At 62.6% G+C, this 20529-nt stretch carries 18 protein-coding genes; 15 read left to right on the top strand and 3 right to left on the bottom strand.

The genetic code is table 11. The annotated features are described in order from the left end of the window. Nucleotides 1-57 precede the first annotated feature (57 nt). Complete coding sequence (locus H3U89_RS08265; RefSeq protein ID WP_198202430.1) at nt 58-1221, bottom strand: IS1249 family transposase; 1164 nt, start codon at nt 1219-1221, stop codon at nt 58-60. A gap of 143 nt (nt 1222-1364) precedes the next feature. Here H3U89_RS08265 and H3U89_RS08585 point away from each other — a divergent pair, with 143 nt between their 5' ends. The 4 genes from H3U89_RS08585 (at nt 1365) to H3U89_RS08250 (ending at nt 6054) form a co-directional block, all read left to right on the top strand. Next, complete coding sequence (locus H3U89_RS08585) at nt 1365-1466, top strand: hypothetical protein (protein ID WP_415873566.1); 102 nt, start codon at nt 1365-1367, stop codon at nt 1464-1466. A gap of 245 nt (nt 1467-1711) precedes the next feature. Then, the gene (arfA, locus tag H3U89_RS08260; protein WP_198179530.1) at nt 1712-3247 is read left to right on the top strand and encodes an arabinosylfuranosidase ArfA; all 1536 of its coding nucleotides are present in this window, start codon (nt 1712-1714) and stop codon (nt 3245-3247) included. Nucleotides 3248-3442: 195 nt separating this feature from the next. After that, complete coding sequence (locus H3U89_RS08255) at nt 3443-4108, top strand: M23 family metallopeptidase (protein ID WP_198179532.1); 666 nt, start codon at nt 3443-3445, stop codon at nt 4106-4108. Between the two features lie 119 nt (nt 4109-4227). Then, nucleotides 4228-6054, top strand: a complete 1827-nt coding sequence (locus tag H3U89_RS08250) for an AMP-dependent synthetase/ligase (RefSeq protein WP_198180533.1) — start codon at nt 4228-4230, stop codon at nt 6052-6054. Here H3U89_RS08250 and H3U89_RS08245 read toward each other — a convergent pair. After that, the gene (locus H3U89_RS08245; protein ID WP_198180535.1) at nt 6024-7592 is read right to left on the bottom strand and encodes a hypothetical protein; all 1569 of its coding nucleotides are present in this window, start codon (nt 7590-7592) and stop codon (nt 6024-6026) included. The genes H3U89_RS08250 and H3U89_RS08245 overlap by 31 nt on opposite strands. Nucleotides 7593-7848: 256 nt before the next feature. Further along, the gene (locus H3U89_RS08240) at nt 7849-9099 is read right to left on the bottom strand and encodes an NADP-dependent isocitrate dehydrogenase (RefSeq protein ID WP_198179534.1); all 1251 of its coding nucleotides are present in this window, start codon (nt 9097-9099) and stop codon (nt 7849-7851) included. A gap of 163 nt (nt 9100-9262) precedes the next feature. On the opposite strand from H3U89_RS08240, the gene H3U89_RS08235 reads away from it, so the two are divergent. The 11 genes from H3U89_RS08235 (at nt 9263) to hisF (ending at nt 20416) form a co-directional block, all read left to right on the top strand. Then, nucleotides 9263-10387 carry a GuaB3 family IMP dehydrogenase-related protein gene (locus tag H3U89_RS08235; RefSeq protein WP_198179536.1) on the top strand — a complete coding sequence of 375 codons (1125 nt, stop codon included), beginning with the start codon at nt 9263-9265 and terminating at the stop codon, nt 10385-10387. 187 nt (nt 10388-10574) lie between these two features. Continuing rightward, the gene (locus H3U89_RS08230) at nt 10575-11129 is read left to right on the top strand and encodes a hypothetical protein (RefSeq protein ID WP_198179538.1); all 555 of its coding nucleotides are present in this window, start codon (nt 10575-10577) and stop codon (nt 11127-11129) included. A 38-nt stretch (nt 11130-11167) separates the two neighbouring features. Next, nucleotides 11168-13150 (top strand): AMP-dependent synthetase/ligase, encoded by a 1983-nt coding sequence (locus tag H3U89_RS08225; RefSeq protein WP_198179540.1) that lies wholly within the window; start codon nt 11168-11170, stop codon nt 13148-13150. A gap of 3 nt (nt 13151-13153) precedes the next feature. After that, a complete protein-coding gene (locus H3U89_RS08220; RefSeq protein WP_015021747.1) occupies nt 13154-13636 on the top strand; it encodes a peptide deformylase in 483 nt (160 codons plus the stop codon). A 225-nt stretch (nt 13637-13861) separates the two neighbouring features. Continuing rightward, nucleotides 13862-14731: a 30S ribosomal protein S2 gene (gene rpsB, locus H3U89_RS08215; protein ID WP_198179542.1), complete on the top strand. Its 870-nt coding sequence runs from the start codon at nt 13862-13864 to the stop codon at nt 14729-14731. A 50-nt stretch (nt 14732-14781) separates the two neighbouring features. After that, nucleotides 14782-15633, top strand: a complete 852-nt coding sequence (gene tsf / locus H3U89_RS08210; protein WP_198177835.1) for a translation elongation factor Ts — start codon at nt 14782-14784, stop codon at nt 15631-15633. A 219-nt stretch (nt 15634-15852) separates the two neighbouring features. Continuing rightward, nucleotides 15853-16608: a UMP kinase gene (gene pyrH, locus H3U89_RS08205; RefSeq protein ID WP_015021750.1), complete on the top strand. Its 756-nt coding sequence runs from the start codon at nt 15853-15855 to the stop codon at nt 16606-16608. A gap of 114 nt (nt 16609-16722) precedes the next feature. Beyond that, on the top strand, nt 16723-17277 hold the full coding sequence (frr, locus tag H3U89_RS08200) for a ribosome recycling factor (RefSeq protein ID WP_110412761.1): 555 nt from the start codon (nt 16723-16725) through the stop codon (nt 17275-17277). A 26-nt stretch (nt 17278-17303) separates the two neighbouring features. Then, on the top strand, nt 17304-18293 hold the full coding sequence (locus tag H3U89_RS08195) for a phosphatidate cytidylyltransferase (RefSeq protein ID WP_198179544.1): 990 nt from the start codon (nt 17304-17306) through the stop codon (nt 18291-18293). A gap of 44 nt (nt 18294-18337) precedes the next feature. Continuing rightward, the gene (gene rlmN, locus H3U89_RS08190) at nt 18338-19525 is read left to right on the top strand and encodes a 23S rRNA (adenine(2503)-C(2))-methyltransferase RlmN (RefSeq protein WP_198179546.1); all 1188 of its coding nucleotides are present in this window, start codon (nt 18338-18340) and stop codon (nt 19523-19525) included. Between the two features lie 114 nt (nt 19526-19639). Further along, the gene (gene hisF / locus H3U89_RS08185) at nt 19640-20416 is read left to right on the top strand and encodes an imidazole glycerol phosphate synthase subunit HisF (protein WP_198179547.1); all 777 of its coding nucleotides are present in this window, start codon (nt 19640-19642) and stop codon (nt 20414-20416) included. Nucleotides 20417-20529: the final 113 nt, after the last annotated feature.

Genomic DNA, 20529 nt, shown 5'->3' with positions numbered 1-20529 from the left:
CTATAGGAACTAAACGCGTTGTTTTAGGTTCTGTGTGTGGGTTTGGTTGTGTGTTGGTCAGAGTGTGGTGTTGGGGTATCTGAATGGTGTGTGGAACTCGTTCCAGTTGATGGCGGTGCCGTAGTGTTCGGGCTCGTCCTGTTCCTGTCTGGTTTCCCGTTTGGGTGCTGGTTGTGGCTGGTGGTGTTCGTCCCTGATCAGGCTGGCGGGGTCGGGGTTGTCGGTTTTCATGTAGCAGTGCCATTCGCAGGCGCGTCTCATGTGGCTCTCGGGTAGGCCGTGGTGTTGCAGGAGGGTGCGTTTGATGGGTGGGTTGACTCCTCCTTCCAGCCGGTTGGTGGTGCGTTCCACTGGCCCGCCGGCGGTGAGTTCGGGTTCCGGGAAGGCGAAGAGCTGCCTGTCTTGGAAGAGGTGTTCGAGCCTGCGGTAGCAGCGGCGGAGTTCCTGGTGGGTCCACCACCAGGATTGGTGGCTGGCTTTGGGGTTGGCTGGGTCGTCCTTGGCCATGGTGCGTTCGTCGATGAGGGTTTTCCATCTTTCGTGCCAGGCGTTCAAGGCCTCACCCCAACGCACCGCTTCCTCGATGGTATGGACCCGGGTGAGCTGGTCGGAGAGTCGCTTGAGTTCCTTGCCGGCCTGAAGTCGTGGTTTGAGTGTCAGGTCGGTTTTGGTGTTGCGTTGCACGTGCACCAGGCAGCGTCGGATGCGCGTGCCCGGCCAGCAGGCATGGCAGGCTTTCTGCACGCCGCGAAGGCCGTCGGTGATGAGCACGTCGGGCCCGGGGATGCGGGAGGACAGGGCCGTGCAGGCCGCCTTGTTCTCCTGATGGCACCACTGCCAGTCGATGACCTGGCCCGTCTGCCCGTCGATCGCTATCAGGAGGCACCAGCCGTGTGCCATATGCGTGCCGTCGGCCATGAGCGTGTGATGGACCACCCCGTCCGGTGTGATTGCCGGCTTGATGTTCCAGCACCAGCCGACCCGTTTACGCCAGGCCCTGGCGCCCATGGCCCCCATCTGTTCCCGGGTCCTGCCCGTCAGCAGCCAGTCCAGGAACTCCCTCAACTGCGCGGCGCGGGCCCGGTCCTGCCTGCGCGCGGTGGACGTGATCGAGCAGGACGGACACATCCAGCGCTGCGTGCCTGATCTGTTGCGCCCATGCTTGCGCATCCGCCCATGGCATATGGGGCAATGCCTGGCCCTCTTCGATCTGGTTCTCATTCCCCAATCGAACAGGAACGGGCACCCCTGCAAGACCCCTATTAACAACCCGACCTATTAACAACCACCCAACACGCTTACAGCCACAAGGCCAAACCCCCAACATAAACAACGCGTTTAGTTCCTATAGCCCCCAGGTTTCTTTGCATTGTGCAATCTGCCAAGCAACCCCCCCCCTCCACCTATCTCGAATGCTCCCGGTTGTTGCAAATATGGGTGTCGGGATGCTCAACCGACTGAATTGATGAGATATTTCCTGGCTCAAGGACTGATGCTGTCGGCTTGTTTTGAATATTCTCATCTCTTGTGTGAGGTGATTATGCAGCCTGTCGTTGGATACTGGGACAAGCATATTGGTGATTGCTCTGTGCCGCATGGGGCGACAGACGGGTGGCTCGCCGAATTCACAACGTTGTACTATTCAGATGTTCCATAGTTTCAACATGGACGAGAATCATGGACGATACAGTCAGAACGAAGGAGTCGGACAGTGACGCAAGGGCAGCAGAATCACAGGGGCAGGGCACAGTTCAGGGTGGATGAGGAGCAGGAGTCCACGCCCATTGACGATCGCCTCTTCGGATCCTTCGTGGAGCACCTGGGCAGGGGAATCTACTCGGGCATCTATGAGCCGGGTCATCCGACAGCAGACGAACAGGGCTTTCGCCGGGACGTCATGGATCTGGTCAAGGAACTGGGCGTGACCACCATCCGATATCCGGGCGGCAACTTCGTCTCGGGCTATCGTTGGGAGGATGGCGTGGGACCGCGCGAAAGCCGTCCTCGGCGTCTCGACCTGGCCTGGCACTCCGGCGAAAGCAACGAGTTCGGTCTGCATGAGATGCGCGACTGGCTGGACAAGCTGGGCGGCAACGAGCTCATGGAGGCCGTCAACCTGGGCACCAGGGGCATGCAGGAGGCCCTGGATCTGCTCGAATACTGCAATGTGCCATCGGGCACCGAGCTGTCGGAACGGCGTCGCGCCAACGGCCATGATCGCCCCTTCAACATCAGGATGTGGTGCCTGGGCAACGAGATGGACGGCGACTGGCAGATCGGCCACAAGAGTGCAGAGGAATACGCCGATCTGGCCAACCGGACGGCTGTGGCCATGCGGATGATCGACCCGGACTTGGACCTGGTTGTCTGCGGCTCTTCCTCGCACACCATGCCCACTTTCGGTCTCTGGGAGCGCACGGTCCTGGAGCGCTGCTTCGAAAATGTGAACTTCCTCTCATGCCATGCCTATTACGCGCCCAGGGATGGGGACATGGCCAGTTTTCTGGCTTCCGGCGTGGACATGGACAGTTTCATCACCGACGTAAAGGCCATCATCGCCGCCTCGCGTGCCCGGCTGGGCAGTGATCATCAGGTTTTCATCTCCTTCGACGAGTGGAATGTCTGGTACCAGGATGCTGAGGCCAGCAGATCGCCCGAAGGCATCGGGAATTGGCCCGTAGGCGCGCCGCTCCTGGAGGATGTCTATTCGGCGGCGGATGCCGTGGTGGTGGGCGACCTGCTGATCACCCTGCTCAGGCATGCCGACGTCGTTCATGCGGCCAGCCTGGCCCAGCTGGTCAACGTCATTGCCCCCATCATGACCAAGCCCGGCGGCCCGGCCTGGAGGCAGACCATTTTCTACCCCTTCGCCCTGACCTCCCGTTATGCGCGGGGCGCCAGCGTGCTCAAGAGCCTGCAGAGCGGCGACACCTATGAGACATCCCGCTATGGCCAGGTGCCCATGACCGATTCAGTGGCCGTCAGAGGTGCCGATGGTTCACTGAGCGTTTTTGTAGTCAACCGCAGCCTTGACAGTTCTGTTGATTTCAGTATCGCCCTGCCCGAACAGGATCGAGATCGGCAGGCCACGGTCAGCACCCTGCACGAGGACGACCCCTCGGCGCGCAACACGCTTGAACACCAGGAGCGGGTCGTCATGCATGCCCGGAAAGACTTCAGGATGGATGGGGACGCCTTGACTCTTCAACTGCCTCCCATCTCTTGGACGGTCATCCATCTGGCTTGAACAGGCCGCTAAAGGCATCCAGGCCGGGAACCTTCCGAGGATCCTCGATTACGGTGCCTTTACGGTCTGTGTTGATGTGGACGATTACATATTCGACCACATCCCTCCTTCCGTTTCACACGGATATGGCATCCAATCCATCATGATGTTGGGCGCCCAATCGGGCATCCACGATGACGGATTGAAGGTGCGACTATGGCCTGTGCGCGTGACCATAAGAACAAGGGCATCAGGCGGGTTACCGGCCGGATGCCCATCATGCCTTCCGGCTGTCGGCCCCCATGGTTTCCCAGGACCCTGCTGGTGTTGACGCTGGCACTGGACCTGTCGGCTGCGGGGCCTACGGCAACCGTCACGGCTCAGCCTGCGCCGATCCTGCCTTCGGTCACGGCTCCGGCGCAGAAGGGTCGAGTTGCCTCATCGACCAGAGCCTGCCGCCGGGGCTGGCTGTGGCCCCTTGAACCCCTGACTGGCGATAAGGCCGCCCCGCAGGTTACGCGTCCCTTTGATCCCCCGGATCGTCCATGGCTGAGCGGTCATCGCGGGATGGATTTGGCGGCGGAGCCAGGCAGCAATATCCGTGCCCCTGCAGACGGTGTCATCGCCTTTGCTGGTTCCGTAGCGGGCAAGGACGTGGTCTCCATACGTCACGGCAACCTGGTCTCCACCTATGAGCCTGCACAGAGCTCCTTGCCGGCAGGTACCCGGTTGCAGACCGGTACGGTCTGGGGAAGGGTGCAGGGAGCCTCCGACCACTGTGCCCAGGCGTGTCTGCACTGGGGCCTGAAAGACGATCAAGGCCGTTATCTGGATCCCGGCGCTAAAGTCGGAAATCATAGGATTCGTCTCAAACCCTTATAGCAGTGCCAGAGTCGTTCAGATGACGCGCGCATTCGCAGACCGGGTATATCGCCAGCCCGGGAGAGCGGTTAGAATTATTAAGCATAACGCCGTTTCAGCAGGGAGTGGTCATGCAGAACATGCAGCAGGAATTCACGCGTCCGCTTGAGGAACCCATAGATGCCGATGCCAGCGTCTTCTCCCTGCTTGAGGACAGGGTGGAGCGCCTGGGCGACAACCCTTTGATCGAATACCGGAGCGGACGTGAGTGGAAGGCCATCACGGCCCGTGAGTTCCGGGACCGCGTTGTCTCGTTGGCCAAGGGGCTTATGGCCAGGGGGATAAGCCGTGGGGATTCGGTGGCCATCGTCTCGCACACCCGATGGGAGTGGACTGCCCTGGACATGGCCATCCTGTCCATCGGAGCGGTGACGGTGCCGGTCTACGAGACAGATTCTCCAGATCAGATCCGGCGCATCTTCAATGACTCCCACGTGGGCATGGCCTTTTTGGAGGATGACGACATGAGGGCGCGTGTGGACGCGGTTCGTTCCCACTGCGCCTATCTGAACGACCTGTATGTGATCACCAGGGGTGCGCTGACCACCATGACCGCCTACGGACGGGCGGTGGACCAGGCGGACTTCCAAGCCCGGGCCGACTCGGTGCAAGGCTCCGACCTGGCCACCATCGTCTACACTTCAGGCTCCACTGGCAAGCCCAAGGGCATTGAACTCAGCCACAGCAACATCGTCTTCACAGTGCGTTCGGGTGCTCAGGCGGTTCCTGACATCTGCCTGGGCGAGGGCAGGCGGCTTCTGCTCTGTCTGCCTCTGGCCCACGCCTTCGCCCGCTGCCTGCAGTTCTTCGCCATCGCCACGGATCTCACCCTGGGGCTTACCGGGTCCATCCGCAATCTGCTGCAGGATATGCAGACCTTCAAGCCCACCTTCATCCTGGCTGTCCCGCGAATCTTCGAGAAGATCTACAACGCCGCCTCCCAGCGAGCCGGCACAGGCGCCAGGGGCAGGATTTTCCTGGATGCTGCAGGTGTGGCCAGGCAGTGGTCCCGTCATCAGCAGACCGGCAGCCGGGTTCCCATGTCGCTGAAGACCAAGCACCTCATGTACACGGGCACCGTCTACGATCCCATCCTGGAGGCCTTGGGCGGCCGGGTCAAGTATGCCATTTCGGGCGGCGCCCCCCTGGACAGGGACATTGCGGACTTCTTCAATGGCATAGGCCTGCCCCTGCTGGAGGGCTACGGCATGACCGAGACCATGGGTCCTGTGACGGTCAACCCCACCGAGGGCTATCGGCTGGGCACCATCGGCCTGCCCATGCCCGGCATCACCGTGGGCATCGACCAGGAGGGCCAGCTATGTGTCAAGGGCCCCGACGTCTGCATGGGCTACCACAACCATCCAGAAATCACCACCAGGCAGATTCGTGACGGCTGGCTCCTGACCGGCGATCTGGGCAGCCTGGACGAGGACGGGTTCGTCCGGCTGACCGGCCGACGCAAGGAGATCATCATCACTGCCGGTGGCAAGAACATCTCGCCGGCGCTGCTGGAGACGGCTGTCGAACGTTCGCCCATCATCAGCCACTGCATGGTCATCGGGGACCGCAGGCCATTCATCTCGGCCCTGATCACCCTCAATCCCGATCAGGTTGACCGCTGGCTGCGGGACCAGGGCGCCGAGCCCTTGAAAGATGCCGCTGCAGCTGGGGAGAACCCCATCATCCGCACCGAGGTCGACCGTGCCGTGGACGCGGCCAACGCTCAGGTATCTCGGGCCGAGGGCATCCGCCGCTATCTGATTCTGGACCAGGACTTCACTCGTGAAAACGGATTGCTGACCGCATCATACAAGCCCCGCCGTCAGGAGGTTCTCAAGCGGTATGAGGACCGGATCGAGCAGGAGATCTATGCTCAGAGACCCGCGTCGGCTGGCTTGATGTAGCCTGTATCGATCAGCGCCGCTTTGAGGTTGGAGGCCGAGACCGCGACCAGGGGTCTTGACAGGCGACGCAACTGTTTGCCGTTCTGGTCGATGGTCTGGACCGTATCCATGGCCGGCACCTTGCCTTGGCTGTTGAGGCCGACGCAGGCCTTGGCGATATCAGCTGCGATCCCCAGCCTGTCCTCCAGACCGGTCATCCACTGACGTCCGTCAACGATTTGAGGCATGTTGTCCACGTAGGCGCCATATCCGCTGATGATGGGCCAGGCAGGGTGGTCGTCCGAGGGCGTGGAACCTTCGGTCTTGCCCGTGGTCTGCTGTGAAGGATCCGCATCCGACTCCGTCGGATTCTGGGTTGCAGGGCTCTGGGCGGGTTTGGGCACCCGCTGCCGATGCAGATCCTGGCGGCCGGCCATGGACCCGATAATGCCTGATATGGAGATCTCCGGGTTGACGTCCGCTGACGTACCCCGATAACCCAGATCCCCGAGCTCGGAGACCACACCGGAAACAATGAAGTCGTTCATGGCCAGAATGCCGTCCACCTCGGTATGGGTCTTGGTGTCATCGTTCATGGACAGGCGGGTCGCCAGCTCTTTGCCTGTAGCCGAGGCATCCTTGCCTGGGTCAAAGGCGACCGCCTGCCAGTCCTTCTCGGTGCTGTCTGCCTTCAGACGCCCCGAGGGGCTGACAGCCCGCCCATCCTTGAAGTAGGGACCCAGCACCTGCCAGATTCCGACGAAGGCCTGTGCGGGGAAAGAACTCTGCTCATCCTGTTCCTCATGTCGTTCCTGATCGGCCTGGCCGGTTTCAGCATCCTCGTCAGCAGAGGATGTATCCGAGGATGACGCATCAGAGGAGGATGTCTCGGCTGTGCGGTTCGGCAGCAGAACCTCGATGCGGCAGGGGTTGTTCTTGCTGGCCTTGTCCAGCTCCAGCTTGCTGGCCAACTTGTTCGCCTGCATCTGCCCAATGGCCCGAGCATCGGACAACTGCACGAACAGATCCGGGTGAATGCCCGGCACCTGATTGGCCAGCAGCACCACATGCATGCCCGCGCCCGCAGCAAGGCGTAGAGACGAGACCAGGCGTGCGCTCGCCTTGTCTTCGGCATCGGCATCCAGTGACTTGCTGATGTAGTCGCCATACTGGCGGGTAATGGAGTCTGGCGAGGTCATGGGTGCCACCACCAGTGTGGTCGGCTCTGAGGTCTTCCCGGCCTTGCGCTCCGAAAGGCGGTTGACCACATAATCCTGCAGTTCCTTGCTTTGGTCCTCCAGATTCCCGCTGGTGTAGGCATCGATGCGCTTGCCGGAAAGATGCTCCTTGGTCAGTGCCGCCTTGAGCTCTGGAACCAGGGCGGCCCACTTGTTGATGGGCGTGTGCTGGGAGAGGGTGATGCCGTCAGAGGGAGTGAAAATGGCCACCCGACCGGGCACTTTGGCAGCTGTCGTGGAGGTCGCCGGGCTCTGCGGGGCGCTCGGGGATTGTTTCCCCCCGCCCATGGCCGGATCGCAGGCGCCCGCCGATGCCGCCATGACCAGGCATGCAAGCAGGGCCAGCAAGCAGGACAGATGCCGTGCAAAGCCGGTCTTCTTCACATTCGCTCCTTCGTTCCGACAGAGCCCGACTCTGGCCGGGTCCCGAGAAACCATTGTATGGGCTCTCGGGCAGGAGCGTATGGAGTCTCCCCGCTTTTGCGCACAAGCTTCTCGCCAAGGGGCAGACGGTCAAGGCCGAACCGGACAGATCAGCGGCCTGGTATGGCCAGGGAATGATACCCTGTCCAATCGGTTAGTCCTCCTTGGGGTCCGTGGCCTCTGTAGCAGCTGAAGCCATATGCGCGGCAAGGGCCTGATCCAGGGCATCCATGAACCCTTCGGTGTCGAGCCAGGGCTGGTCAGGACCGACCAGGCTGGCCAGATCCTTGGTCATGCGGCCGGAGCGCACGGTCTCGATGACCACTGACTCCAGGGTTTGTGCGAACTGGGCCACCTTGGGCGTATCATCCAGCCGCGCCCGCTGCCTGAGTCCGCCGGTCCAGGCGAAAATGGAGGCGATCGGGTTGGTGGAGGTTGTTTCCCCCTTAAGCCAGCGCCGGTAATGCCTGGTCACGGTCCCATGGGCGGCCTCGGCCTCTACGGTCTGCCCGTCGGCCGTCATCAACATGGAGGTCATGAGGCCAAGGGACCCGAACCCTTGAGCTATCGCATCGGACTGGACATCGCCGTCGTAGTTCTTGCAGGCCCAGACATAGCCGCCCTGCCACTTGAGCGAGGAGGCCACCATGTCATCGATCAGCCGATGCTGGTAGGTCAGCCCCTCCTGCTCGAACCGGCTCCGGTACTCCTGCTCGTAGACCTGGGCGAAAATATCCTTGAACCGGCCGTCGTAGGCCTTGAGGATGGTGTTCTTGGTGCTCAGGTAGACCGGGTAGTGCCTTTGCAGGGCATAGTTGAAGCAGGAGCGTGCAAAGTCGCGGATGGAGTCGTCAAGGTTGAACTGCACCTGGGCCACGCCCGGACCCGGGTAGACGGTCACTTCCCGGGTCACCGGGTCGCTCCCGTCCTCGGGGGTGAAGGTGACGCTCAGTTTTCCCGGCCCGGGCACGGTGAAATCAGTGGCCTGGTATTGGTCGCCAAAGGCATGGCGGGCCACCACGATGGGCTTGGACCATCCGGGAACCAGCCGGGGGATGTTGTCGATGACGATGGGCTCGCGGAAGATGGTTCCGCCAAGAATGTTGCGGATGGTGCCGTTGGGCGACTTCCACATGCGCTTGAGACTGAATTCCTTCACCCGGGCCTCGTCTGGGGTTATGGTGGCGCACTTGACGCCCACATGCTCGCGCTGAATGGCCTGGGCCGCCCGGACAGTGACCTTGTCGTCGGTGGCGTCCCTGTTGCGGATGCCCAGATCGTAATAGTCCAGGTCCACATCCAGATAGGGCAGAATCAGCCGTTCCTTGATCATTTTCCAGATGACCCGGGTCATCTCGTCACCGTCGAGCTCGACGATGCGTCCCTTCACGGCGATCTTCTCCATGGCGGCCTCCTAACAGTGGGTGGGCCGGGGGCAGGATCCTGCCCCCGGTGCCGCAGTTGCGCTCGCGAACAGTTCTATCCCAAGTTTGTTACTCTCTCTTCCCCTGCTCGTAACCCGTTCGTAGCACGCCGGAGCGTCATCATGAGGCGCTAGGCTGGCAGACATGACACAGGAAATCGAAATCGGTCTCGGCAAGAAGGCCACGGTGGCCTACACGCTCGATGATGTCTCCATACTCCCATCAAGAAGGACCAGGGATCCCCAGGATGTCTCCACGGCCTGGCAGGTGGATGCCTACGAGTTCGACCTGCCCCTGCTGGCGGCGCCCATGGACTCGGTGACCAGCCCGGAGACGGCCATCGCCCTGGGACGGTTGGGCGGACTGGGCGTGCTGGACCTGGAGGGGCTGTGGACCCGCTACGAGGATCCGCGCCCCCAGCTGGACCGGATAGCCCATGCCACGCCGGAGCAGGCGACCGAGGTCATTCAGGAGGCCTACAGGGAGCCGGTCAAGGCGGAGCTGATCACCCGCCGTCTGCAGGAGATTCGCAAGGCCGGGGTCACGGTGGCCGGGGCCCTGTCGCCCCAGCGCACCCAGGAGTTCTACACGACGGTGGTCGATGCAGGCGTGGATCTGTTCGTGATCCGCGGCACGGCGGTATCGGCCGAGCACGTCTCCACCAGCCATGAGCCCTTGGATTTGAAGAAGTTCATCTATGACCTGGACGTTCCGGTCATCGTCGGCGGGGCCGCCACCTACCAGGCTGCCCTGCATCTGATGCGCACGGGTGCCGCCGGGGTGCTGGTCGGGTTTGGCGGGGGAGCCTCTTCTACCGACTCCGCCACCATTGGAATTCAGGCTCCTATGGCCACGGCCATCTCGGATGTGGCGGAGGCGCGTCGTGACTACCTGGACGAATCCGGCGGCCGCTACGTTCAGGTCATCGCCGACGGGGAGACCGGCACCTCGGGGTCCTTTGTCAAGGCCTTGGCCATGGGGGCCGACGCGGTCATGCTGGGCACGCCCCTGGCCAAGGCCACGGAGGCTCCCGGTCAGGGCATGCACTGGGGGGCCGAGGCCCATCATCCTGAGTTGCCCAGGGGTCGCAGGGTCCAGGTCGGCCAGGTGGGGAGCCTGGAGCGCATACTCTTCGGACCCAGTGATCGCACCGATGGCAGCCTGAACTTGATCGGGGCCCTGCGCCGGGCCATGGCCTCCACCGGCTACGTGGATGTCAAGAACTTCCAGAAGTGCCGCGTGGCAGTGACTCCCGCCCCTCGCTGCTGAGCAGGTATTTATCCACAATCCGTATCAAGGCCGGTTCAGGTTGACCACATTCCTGAACCGGCCTTTACATTGCCTCAGGGCATTCTTACTCTGGACGTAATCGCTGTCGTTGCGTCGGTCACCCAGTGCACCTCGCCGGCATGAGAGGGGGAAGCAAACAAGCACATCGAAGTGCGAGGGGAGAAGTATGACGGAGTATATGGATCTGGCGCCGACCTGGGATGGGGATCGTGCAATCGGGGACTCGGCAGGACAGGACGTCGGCGGCTGGTGGCCGTCCACCTGCGTTCAGGTGCCGCTGGGGCTTGGGGGCATCAACCTGACAGTGCGAACCGTCAACTTCGTTCGACCGGCGGATGCGGCCGGGCATGAGGGTCTGACGGGGGATCTCAAGCGAATTCTGGTCAACCTGTGCGCCCTGGCATCCAGGGTCTTCGATGTACTGCGGGGTCGTCTGCCGATGAAGGGCCTGGACCGTGTGCTCAACCGCGTCTGCATGGAACGGCTGGCTATGCTGGCCCGGCTCATGCGTGATCGGCATCTGGGCATGGTCCGCACGTCGGATCATGTCGGCCTGGCCTATCTGCCGCTGGTTCCTAAACTGGTCGAGCTCTACCGGGTGGACTGCGACCGTTACGAAACCACCATCGGATTCCTGGTCGGAGAGCGCACGGTGCTGACCAACCTGATCGTCGCCAGAAGTGGTTCGCGCTGGCTCTGTGTGCGCTTCGACATGGGCTAGGCGCCGGCTTTGGCGGGTTAACCCATATGATGGTGGGTATGTTGCGTGAATATACGGTCGAGCTTCAACACCCGACGACGGACAAGGACACCATCTATTCACTCCTGGCAAAACGCACCGCCCGCGACCCTGAGGAGCTGGTTGCCCAGTGGCAGGATCCCATGACCAGAAACTGGCATGATGTCAAGGCCGGGCAGATGTCCGCACGGGTTCGCGCCGTGGCCAAGGGCATGATGGCCTTGGGCGTGGAAAAGGGCAGCACCGTGGTCATCTATGCCTCCACCAGCTATGACTGGGGGGTCACGGACTTCGCCTGCGCCGCCATCGGGGCGGTCTCGGTGCCCATCTACGAGACCGACTCGCCCAGCCAGGCCCAGAAGATCGTTCAGGATGTGGACTGCGTCCTGGCCTTCGCCGGCGACTCGGAGCATGCGCAGATCCTGGAGCAGGTGCGGGGATCCTCGCCCAAGCTCAAGTATGTCTTCAACTTCGAGGCCGGGGGTCTGAACGCGGTCAGCGAATTCGGCCAGGGGATCGACGACGAGCGTCTGGACCAGGCCATCGCCCAGGTCAAGGCCGACGATCTGGCCACCATCGTCTACACCTCGGGCTCAACCGGTGAACCCAAGGGCGCCATGCTCTCCAACCGGAACTTCGTCCACATCGTCTTCGTGGGTTGGGATGTGCTCTACCACATGCTGGCGGCGCCCTCCCGTCTGATGCTCTTCCTGCCCCTGGCCCACTGTTTCGCCCGCTACATCCAGTACGTGGCCATCGGCGCCCAGGGCGTGGTCGGATACGTCTCCAATGCCAAGCACCTGCTGACCGATCTGCGCACATTCCGTCCCACCTATCTGTTGGGCGTGCCCCGTGTCTTCGAGAAGGTCTACAACGCCGCCTCGCAGAAGGCCGGCACAGGTCTGGCCGGCAAGGTCTTCGCCAAGGCCACCAGGCACTTCATCAAGTGGTCCAAGGATGAGCAGGAGGGGCGCGGTCACTCGCCGCTGACCCGCCTGGCCCATGCCTTCTACACCAAGACCGTCGGCAACACAATCGAGTCCGCCCTGGGCTCCAACCTGAGCTACCTGGCCTGCGGCGGCGCGCCCATGAACGCCGACCTGGCCCACTTCTTCAACGGAATCGACGGGATCACCTTCATCCAGGGCTACGGGATGACCGAGACGGCAGCCCCCTGCATCGTCAACTTCGAGGATGCCAACGAGGTGGGGTCGGTCGGCCGACCAGGCTCGGGCATCACGGTCAGGCTGAGCGACGACGACGAGCTTCTGGTCAAGGGCCCCAGCGTCTTCATGGGCTACTACCACCAGCCCGAGCTGGATTCCACCGTCCTCGATAAGGACGGCTGGCTGCACACCGGTGATCTGGCCCAGATCGACGACCAGGGCTTCGTCTTCATCACCGGCCGCAAGAAGGACGTCATCATCACCGCCGGCGGCAAGAACGTCAGTCCGGCTCCCCTGGAGGATGTCATCAGCACCTGCCCGATTGTCTCCCAGGCCGTGGTCGTGGGCGATGGCAGGCCCTTCGTCGGTGCCCTGGTCACCCTGGATGCCGGTATGCTCAAGTCCTGGCTGACCTCCCAGGGTCTGGACGCTGACATGAGCATGGAGCAGGCCAGCCGTAACGATGCCATCCATGCCTTCATCCAGCAGTATGTGGACAAGGCCAACTGCAATGTCTCACGTGCCGAGTCGGTGCGCAAGTTCCTGGTGCTGGACAAGGACTTCACCCAGGAGGATGGCACCCTGACCCCCAGCCTGAAGGTGGTGCGCCCCGAGGTGCTCCGCCAGTACGCCGAACTTGTGGACAAGGTCCTCTATGCGCCCAGGACGCCGGCCAAGCCCGCCGCCAAGGAGAACGACATCGTCAGCAGGGCACGGACCACCATGAGCGATTCCCTGGCCAGCATGACCGGACGCAAGCGTGATGGCCGCCAGGAGGAGGAAGCAGCCCCAGAGGACGAGAAGGACGGCCGCGACGGCCGGGATGACGAGGAGTAAGCAGTGGCGATTCGTACAATCAGAGTGGTTCCTGATCCGGTTTTGCGCACGCCCTGCGATCCGGTGACCAGCATCACCCCGGCTGTGCGCAGTCTGGTGCGTGATCTGGTGGACACTGTCGACGATCCAGGCAGGGCAGGCCTGTCGGCCAACCAGATCGGCGTGGGCCTGCGCGTCTTCTCGTATAACATCGGCGGCAAGGTGGGCTACATCATCAATCCGGTCATCGACAAGACCTCAGGCGAGCAGTATGGCGAAGAGGGATGCCTGTCCCTGCCCAACCTCTGGTATCCGACCAGGCGGGCCGATTACGCCCGGGCCCACGGCATTGATCTGGATGGCAAGACGGTGACCCTCGAAGGCCATGGCATCATGGGGCGGATGATCCAGCACGAGTGCGATCATCTGGACGGCCATGTCTATGTGGATCGGCTGGAGAGCGATGTTCGCCGTAAGGCCATGCAGCAGCTGAGATCAGCCAGGTAGGCAGAGGGTGAACATGATACCCGAGGTCATTGGCCTCGGGTATCATGGTAATTCGGCGTGTCATTGCGCAGGTCCGCTGTCACGGGTGGGCAGGCGCGCCAAGAGTATTCCCGAACACACGCCGCGAATTCGCGCCATGTCCGCGACGTCCTGTGTCGGTCGGCTCCCCGGAGTTGCACGCAGGTGCACATGGCCAGGCAATAACCGACAATGAAAGGTACGGACATGGCACAGATCACCATGAGCGAAATGCTGAAGGCCGGCGTCCACTTCGGACACCAGACCCGTCGTTGGAACCCCAAGATGAAGCAGTACATCCTGATGGAGCGCAACGGCATCCACATCATCAACCTCTTCAAGTCGCTCGGTCTGATCGACCAGGCCTATGACTTCATCAAGCAGACCGTGGCCCACAACGGCACCGTGCTCTTCGTGGGGACCAAGAAGCAGGCCCAGGAGGCCATCAAGGCCCAGGCCACCCGGGTGAACATGCCCTACGTCTCCGAGCGCTGGCTGGGCGGCATGCTGACCAACTTCCAGACCGTGACCAAGCGGGTCGGCCGCTTGAAGGAGCTGGAGGAGATGGACTTCGACGACGTGCACGGCTCGGGGCTGACCAAGAAGGAACTCCTGCTCCTGCGGCGCGAGAAGGACAAGCTGGAGCGCCAGCTGGGCGGCATCCGCAACATGAGCCGCACCCCTTCGGCCCTGTTCGTGGTCGACATCAACAAGGAGGCCCTGGCGGTCTCCGAGGCCAACAAGCTGGGCATTCCGGTGGTGGCCCTGGTGGACACCAACACGGATCCTGAGCTCGTCACCTACCCCATTCCCGCCAACGACGATGCCATTCGCGGCGTCGAGCTGCTGACCAGGCTCATGGCCGATGCCGTGGCCGACGGTCTGCTGGAGCGCTCCGGCAAGGCCGCCAAGACCGAGGAGGCCTCCGACCAGCCCATGGCCGAGTGGGAGAAGAACCTGCTGGAGAACAAGGACGGACAGCCGCAGGAGCAGGCCCAGGATGCCGCCCAGGCTTCCCAGGCCGGGCAGCCTGCGCAACCGCAGCAGGAGACCCCCGCTGCTGATCAGGCCGCCTGAATCTGGCGTCTAGGTAGATGCATTCAGGAAAGACCAGATAGGAGAGTTTCATGGCAAAAATCACCGCTGCACTGATCAAGGAGCTGCGTGATCAGACCGGCGCCGGCATGATGGACGTCAAGAAGGCCCTGACCGAGGCCGAGGGCGACATGGCCCGCGCCAAGGAGATCATCCGCGCCACCGGCATCCAGGCCGCAGGCGCCCGCGAGGGCCGCAAGGCTCAGGAGGGCCTGATCGCCTCCACCGTCGTCGAGGGCGGACAGGGCCAGATCGGCTATGCCGTCGAGCTCAACTCCGAGACCGACTTCGTGGCCAAGACCCCTCAGTTCATAGAGTTCGGCAAGGAGGTCATCGACGACGTGGCCAAGGCTGATGCCTCCAACGCCGAGCAGGTCGATGCCGCTCCGTCCAAGTCCGGTACCGTCAAGGAGACTGTGGAGGAGGCCGGCGCGCTCTTCCATGAGCATGTCAAGGTCGGCCAGGTGGCCCGGGTCGAAGGTCCCCGTGTGGAGATCTACGCCCACCGCAAGTCCGTGGAGATGCCCCCCTCCATCGTGGCCATGATCGCCACTGATGAGGCCGGCGCCCAGGTGGCCCATGAGGTGGCCCTGCAGATCTCCGCCATGAGCCCCAAGTGGCTCAGCCGCGAGGATGTGCCTGCCGACGTGGTGGAGTCCGAGCGTCGTGTGGCCACCGAGAAGTCCCAGGCCGAAGGCAAGCCTGAGAAGATCATTCCCAAGATCGTCGAGGGGCGTCTGAACGCCTTTTTCAAGGAGACCGTCCTGCTGGAGCAGCAGTACGTCAAGGACACCTCCAAGACCATTGGCGACCTCTTCAAGCAGGCTGGAGGCAAGGCTCTGGCCTTCGCCCGTCTCGAGGTCGGCAAGGGCGACGAGGAGTAGTCGGTAGTCCGGCAATGTCGTGGGTCGTCTCGCCCGATCCTGTCTGAGGGATGGGCAGACGGCCGGCACTGATGGCAGGGGAGTGGCCTTCGTGGTCGCTCCCCTTCCTTTGTCCTGGGTCAATTCCCAGGGCCTGCTCAGGTAGGGGTTGTCGCCCAGCCTCGATACTCTGGTTGGCGGCGCACTCCGCCCGTCATCATGTTTGAAGAAAGGGCATTTATGACCGGATCCGATTCAGCACAAAACCCAGCATCGCCTCGTCGTGTGCTGCTCAAGCTCTCCGGAGAGGCCTTCGGGGGAGGCGAGGTCGGCATCGACGTGCAGGTGGTCAAGCGCGTGGCCAAGGAGATCGTCCAGGCGGTGCAGAGCGGCGTGCAGGTCGCCATCGTGGTTGGCGGAGGCAACTTCTTCCGCGGAGCCGAGCTCAGCCAGGCCGGAATCGAGCGTTCGCGCGGCGACTACATGGGCATGCTGGGCACGGTCATGAACTGCCTGGCCCTGCAGGACTTCCTGGAGCAGGACGGTCAGGCCACCAGGGTGCAGACAGCAATCACCATGGGCCAGGTGGCCGAGCCCTACATCCCGCTCAAGGCCATCCGCCACCTGGAGAAGGGACGTGTGGTCATCTTCGGTGCAGGATCAGGCATGCCTTACTTCTCCACTGACACGGTCTCCATCCAGCGGGCCTTGGAGATCCATTGCGTCGAGGTCCTGATGGGCAAGAACGGTGTGGACGGCGTGTACACGGCTGATCCGCACAAGCAGGCTTCTGCGCGTATGTTCACCAACCTGAGCTACCAGAGGGCCCTGGTCGACAATCTGGCCGTCATGGATGCGGCAGCCCTGTCCATGGCCCGTGACAACGACATGCCCATCCGAGTCTTCGGACTGGAGGGTGAAGGCAACGTGACTGGAGCGCTCAAAGGCCAGCGCCTGGGCACCCTGGTCCACGGCGGTCCCGATCGCACCCTGTGACCGGTAGCGGGCACACCCCGCGCCGCTTGGCCCCTGCGGCCCCATGGCCGTAGAGTATAAGAATGACGGACCTCGCGCGCACAGGCGGATGGTCCATACAGCAAGGAGCAGATCATGACCACAGTGGTGGACCAGGCCGGAAGGCAGATGGACAAGAGCATCGAGGCGACCAAGGAGAACTTCTCGGGGATCAGGACCGGGCGTGCCAACCCCTCCTTCCTCAACGACATCATGGTGGAGTATTACGGCACACCCACACCCATCAAGTCCTTGGCATCCATCGGCGTCCCAGAGCCCCGCACCCTGGCTGTCACCCCCTTCGATCCCTCACAGGCAGGCGCAGTCGAGAAGGCCATCCGCGACTCGGACCTGGGCGTCAACCCCAGCCGTGACGGCAACGTCATCAGGGTCACCATGCCCGAGCTGACCGAGGAGCGCCGCCGGGACTACGTCAAGCTGGCCAAGAACAAGGCCGAGGAGGGCAAGGTGGCCGTCCGCAACATCCGGCGCAAGGTCAAGGAGGAGCTGGAGGCCAAGGTCAAGGACGGCGACCTGGGCGAGGACGAGGGCAACCGGCTGCAGAAGGAGCTGGAGACCGTCACCAAGCAGAAGAACGACACGATCGACCAGCTCCTGGATGCCAAGGAGAAGGAGATCCTCGAGGTCTGATCCCGCCTGGGGAGGATCCACACTTCATGAGTACCAAGGAAAGCTCTGCCGAGAAGGCAGGTCAGGATGCCGTCGCAACCCTGAACAAACGAACCGGACGCAACATGCCGCAGGCGGTGGCCACTGGCGCGCTTCTGGTGGTCATCATCCTGGCCTGCATCCTGGTGCGCATCGACGCATTCATCTACCTGATCGTGATCTTCATGACCCTGGGGCTCTGGGAGCTCAGGGTGGACTTTGCCACGGCGGGCCTGCATATACCGGTGGTCGAGCTCTGGGTCTGTTCGGCGGTCACCATGCTGGCCTCCTTCTACGCGCCTGACCATGTGGCGGTCATGACCGCTGGAGTTCTGGTCACCGCCCTGGTCGGGGCTCTTGCGGCCACGCGCAACCATCGCCTGGGCGGTCGGCTGGTCAAGGCGGTGAACGCCAAGCTGTCGGGCAAGGACGCGCAGACCATGGCCGATGCATCCTACGGCACCGCAGAGGGGGAGCCCCGTTCAAGCAGCCTGGCCAATGTGGGCGTCACCCTCCTGACCGTTGTCTATATCACCCTCCTGGCCTGTCTGATAACCCTGCCCACCACCTTCGGCGGGCATCCTGCCGCACACGCCTTCATGGTGATTTTCCTGCCTGCCTTGAGCGATATCGGCGGACTGCTCTTCGGCTCGCTCTTCGGCAAGCACAAGATCTCGCCCCGTATCTCTCCCGGCAAGTCCCTGGAGGGGCTGGCAGGCTCCATGCTCTGCTGCCTGATCGGCGCCCTGGTCATCTTTGCGGCTACCTATCCCATGGCGGATTGGGGACGGATCTGGTGGGTCGCCCTGCTCATGGGCATCATGGTCGGAGCCACAGGCACCCTCGGGGACCTGAGCGCATCCTTGATCAAACGCGACCTTGGGATAAAGGACATGGGTCACCTGCTCAAGGGCCACGGCGGGGTGCTGGACAGGGTGGATTCGATCCTCATGTCCGCACCGTTTATCACACTGGTGCTTTTGATTACCGGCCTGTGACCGGAATTGATGGTCGGATGACTGATACAGGATGAGGTAGAGGTATGACAGATGTCGATTTGACCGGTGCCGAGCCTGAGACCGGCATCACCCCCGGAGGCAAGGATGGCGCCTTCCGGGACGTTCTGGCTGCCGACCATGCCCGACGAGGCAAGCCGCCGCGCCACTTTACCGACATGGACCGGAAGGAGCGCCAGGAGGTCTGCGCTCAAATGGGCCTGCCTAAATTCCGGGTCTCGCAGCTGGCCAACCATTACTTCAACCATCTGTCCACCAACCCGGACGACTTCACGGACTTTCCCTCGGCCAGCCGCCAGGAGGCCGCACACCGCTTCTTCCCCGAGCTGATCACCCCGGTCACCGTTCAGAAGGCGGATCAGGGGACGACCATCAAGACCCTCTGGGAGCTCTTCGACGGGTCCAGGATCGAGTCCGTGCTCATGCGCTACCCCTCCAGGGCCACCCTCTGCATCTCCAGCCAGGTCGGCTGCGGCATGGGTTGCCCCTTCTGCGCCACAGGTCAGCTTGGGTTGACCCGAAACATGTCGACCGGCGAGATTCTGGAACAGGTCAGGGCCGCCTCCCGGATGATGCGGTCCGGACAGGTTGCCGGAGGTCCGGGGCGCCTGAGCAACATCGTCTTCATGGGGATGGGCGAGCCCATGGGCAACTACCGGGCTGTCCTGTCCGCAGTCAGGCAGATCAGCGCCCTGCCATCCAAGGGATTCGGCATCTCGGCCAGGAACATCACCGTCTCCACGGTCGGCGTGGTCCCCGGCATTCGCAAGCTGACCCGAGAGGGAATACCGGTCCGTCTGGCCGTCTCCCTCCATGCCCCCAGCGACAAGCTGCGCGACGAGCTGGTTCCCATGAACCGCCGCTTCAACACCACCCAGGTCCTGGACGCGGCCCACGACTACTATCTGGCCAGCGGCAGGCGGGTCAGCATCGAGTACGCCCTGATGCGCGGCATCAACGACCAGGCCGAGCATGCCCGCCTCCTGGCCAAGCGCCTCAACCACTACGGGGACGACTGGGCGCACGTCAACCCCATACCCCTGAATCCGATTGAGGGGTCTCGCTGGACTGCATCCAAGCCCGAGGACGAGCAGCGCTTCCTGGACATCCTCCACAAGGCCGGCATCACTGCAACCATGAGGGACACCCGCGGATCTGACATCGACGGTGCCTGCGGGCAGCTGGCAGCCAAGGCCGTCAAGCTTCAGGCCTGATTCAGCGTTATGCAATGAGGTCATGCCATAGTGTGGACATGCCATGGTCTTCAGACACCGCAGAAGCTAAGGTCGTGACTCAAACAATTCGGTTCAGGCAGGAAGGCAGGTCGCATGACGGTAGCGGTTCGTGTCATTCCCTGCCTTGATGTCGACCAGGGCCGTGTGGTCAAAGGCGTCCACTTCAAGAATCTGCGCGATGCGGGTGATCCGGTCGAACTGGCTTCGGCCTACTACCGCCAGGGAGCTGACGAACTGACCTTCCTGGATGTGACCGCTTCAGGCAGCGGACGGGCCACCATGGTGGACCTGGTCAAGAGCACCGCCGACCAGATCTTAATTCCGCTGACCGTCGGCGGAGGCGTGCGCAACCCGCAGGATGTCGATACCCTCCTGCGGTCAGGCGCCGATAAGGTCGGCATCAACACGGCAGCCATCGCCAATCCGCAGGTCATCGGCGACATCGCCCAGCGGTTCGGCCGCCAGGTTCTGGTCCTTTCGGTCGATGCCCGCCGGTCTGATGCGCAGGGCATTACCTCAGGATATGAGGTGACCACCATGGGCGGCCACCAGTCCACCGGCATCGATGCCATCGATTGGGTCAAGCAGGCCCAGGAGCTCGGGGCCGGTGAGATCCTCCTCAATTCCATGGATGCGGACGGCACCCGTCAAGGCTTCGATCTGGAGATGATCGCCGACGTGCGCAAGGCCGTATCACTTCCGCTCATCGCCAGTGGAGGGGCAGGCAAGGCCGCCGATTTTCCTCCTGCTGTCAAGGCCGGGGCCGACGCGGTTCTGGCGGCTTCCGTCTTCCACTTTGGCCAGGTGTCCATCAAGGACGTCAAGCAGGCACTCCATGCGGCCGGGTATCCGGTTCGATGGCAGGCCTGAATCAATCCCGCAGATAATTTCGGCACCGCACGGTGCTTGGCATTTGTAAGCCCTGTCGGCAGCCATCGGGGAACCATACCCATACCATAGACAATCAACCGACAAGGTCATGT

The sequence above is a fragment of the Bifidobacterium sp. W8104 genome (genome assembly GCF_016100735.1).
Taxonomy (GTDB): domain Bacteria; phylum Actinomycetota; class Actinomycetes; order Actinomycetales; family Bifidobacteriaceae; genus Bombiscardovia; species Bombiscardovia choladohabitans.
This window is presented reverse-complemented; position numbering and strand designations above follow the sequence as displayed.

Bases quoted from the DNA above. Each gene is read 5' to 3' on its own strand.
- H3U89_RS08240 (WP_198179534.1), bottom strand. From the start codon at position 9,099: ATGGAGAAGATCGCCGTGAAGGGACGCATCGTCGAGCTCGACGGTGAC.
- H3U89_RS08265 (WP_198202430.1), bottom strand. From the start codon at position 1,221: ATGAGAACCAGATCGAAGAGGGCCAGGCATTGCCCCATATGCCATGGG.
- H3U89_RS08250 (WP_198180533.1), top strand. From the start codon at position 4,228: ATGCAGCAGGAATTCACGCGTCCGCTTGAGGAACCCATAGATGCCGAT.
- tsf (WP_198177835.1), top strand. From the start codon at position 14,782: ATGGCAAAAATCACCGCTGCACTGATCAAGGAGCTGCGTGATCAGACC.
- H3U89_RS08235 (WP_198179536.1), top strand. From the start codon at position 9,263: ATGACACAGGAAATCGAAATCGGTCTCGGCAAGAAGGCCACGGTGGCC.
- pyrH (WP_015021750.1), top strand. From the start codon at position 15,853: ATGACCGGATCCGATTCAGCACAAAACCCAGCATCGCCTCGTCGTGTG.
- hisF (WP_198179547.1), top strand. From the start codon at position 19,640: ATGACGGTAGCGGTTCGTGTCATTCCCTGCCTTGATGTCGACCAGGGC.
- frr (WP_110412761.1), top strand. From the start codon at position 16,723: ATGACCACAGTGGTGGACCAGGCCGGAAGGCAGATGGACAAGAGCATC.
- H3U89_RS08230 (WP_198179538.1), top strand. From the start codon at position 10,575: ATGACGGAGTATATGGATCTGGCGCCGACCTGGGATGGGGATCGTGCA.
- H3U89_RS08245 (WP_198180535.1), bottom strand. From the start codon at position 7,592: ATGGCGGCATCGGCGGGCGCCTGCGATCCGGCCATGGGCGGGGGGAAA.
- H3U89_RS08255 (WP_198179532.1), top strand. From the start codon at position 3,443: ATGGCCTGTGCGCGTGACCATAAGAACAAGGGCATCAGGCGGGTTACC.
- rlmN (WP_198179546.1), top strand. From the start codon at position 18,338: ATGACAGATGTCGATTTGACCGGTGCCGAGCCTGAGACCGGCATCACC.
- H3U89_RS08195 (WP_198179544.1), top strand. From the start codon at position 17,304: ATGAGTACCAAGGAAAGCTCTGCCGAGAAGGCAGGTCAGGATGCCGTC.
- H3U89_RS08225 (WP_198179540.1), top strand. From the start codon at position 11,168: ATGTTGCGTGAATATACGGTCGAGCTTCAACACCCGACGACGGACAAG.
- rpsB (WP_198179542.1), top strand. From the start codon at position 13,862: ATGGCACAGATCACCATGAGCGAAATGCTGAAGGCCGGCGTCCACTTC.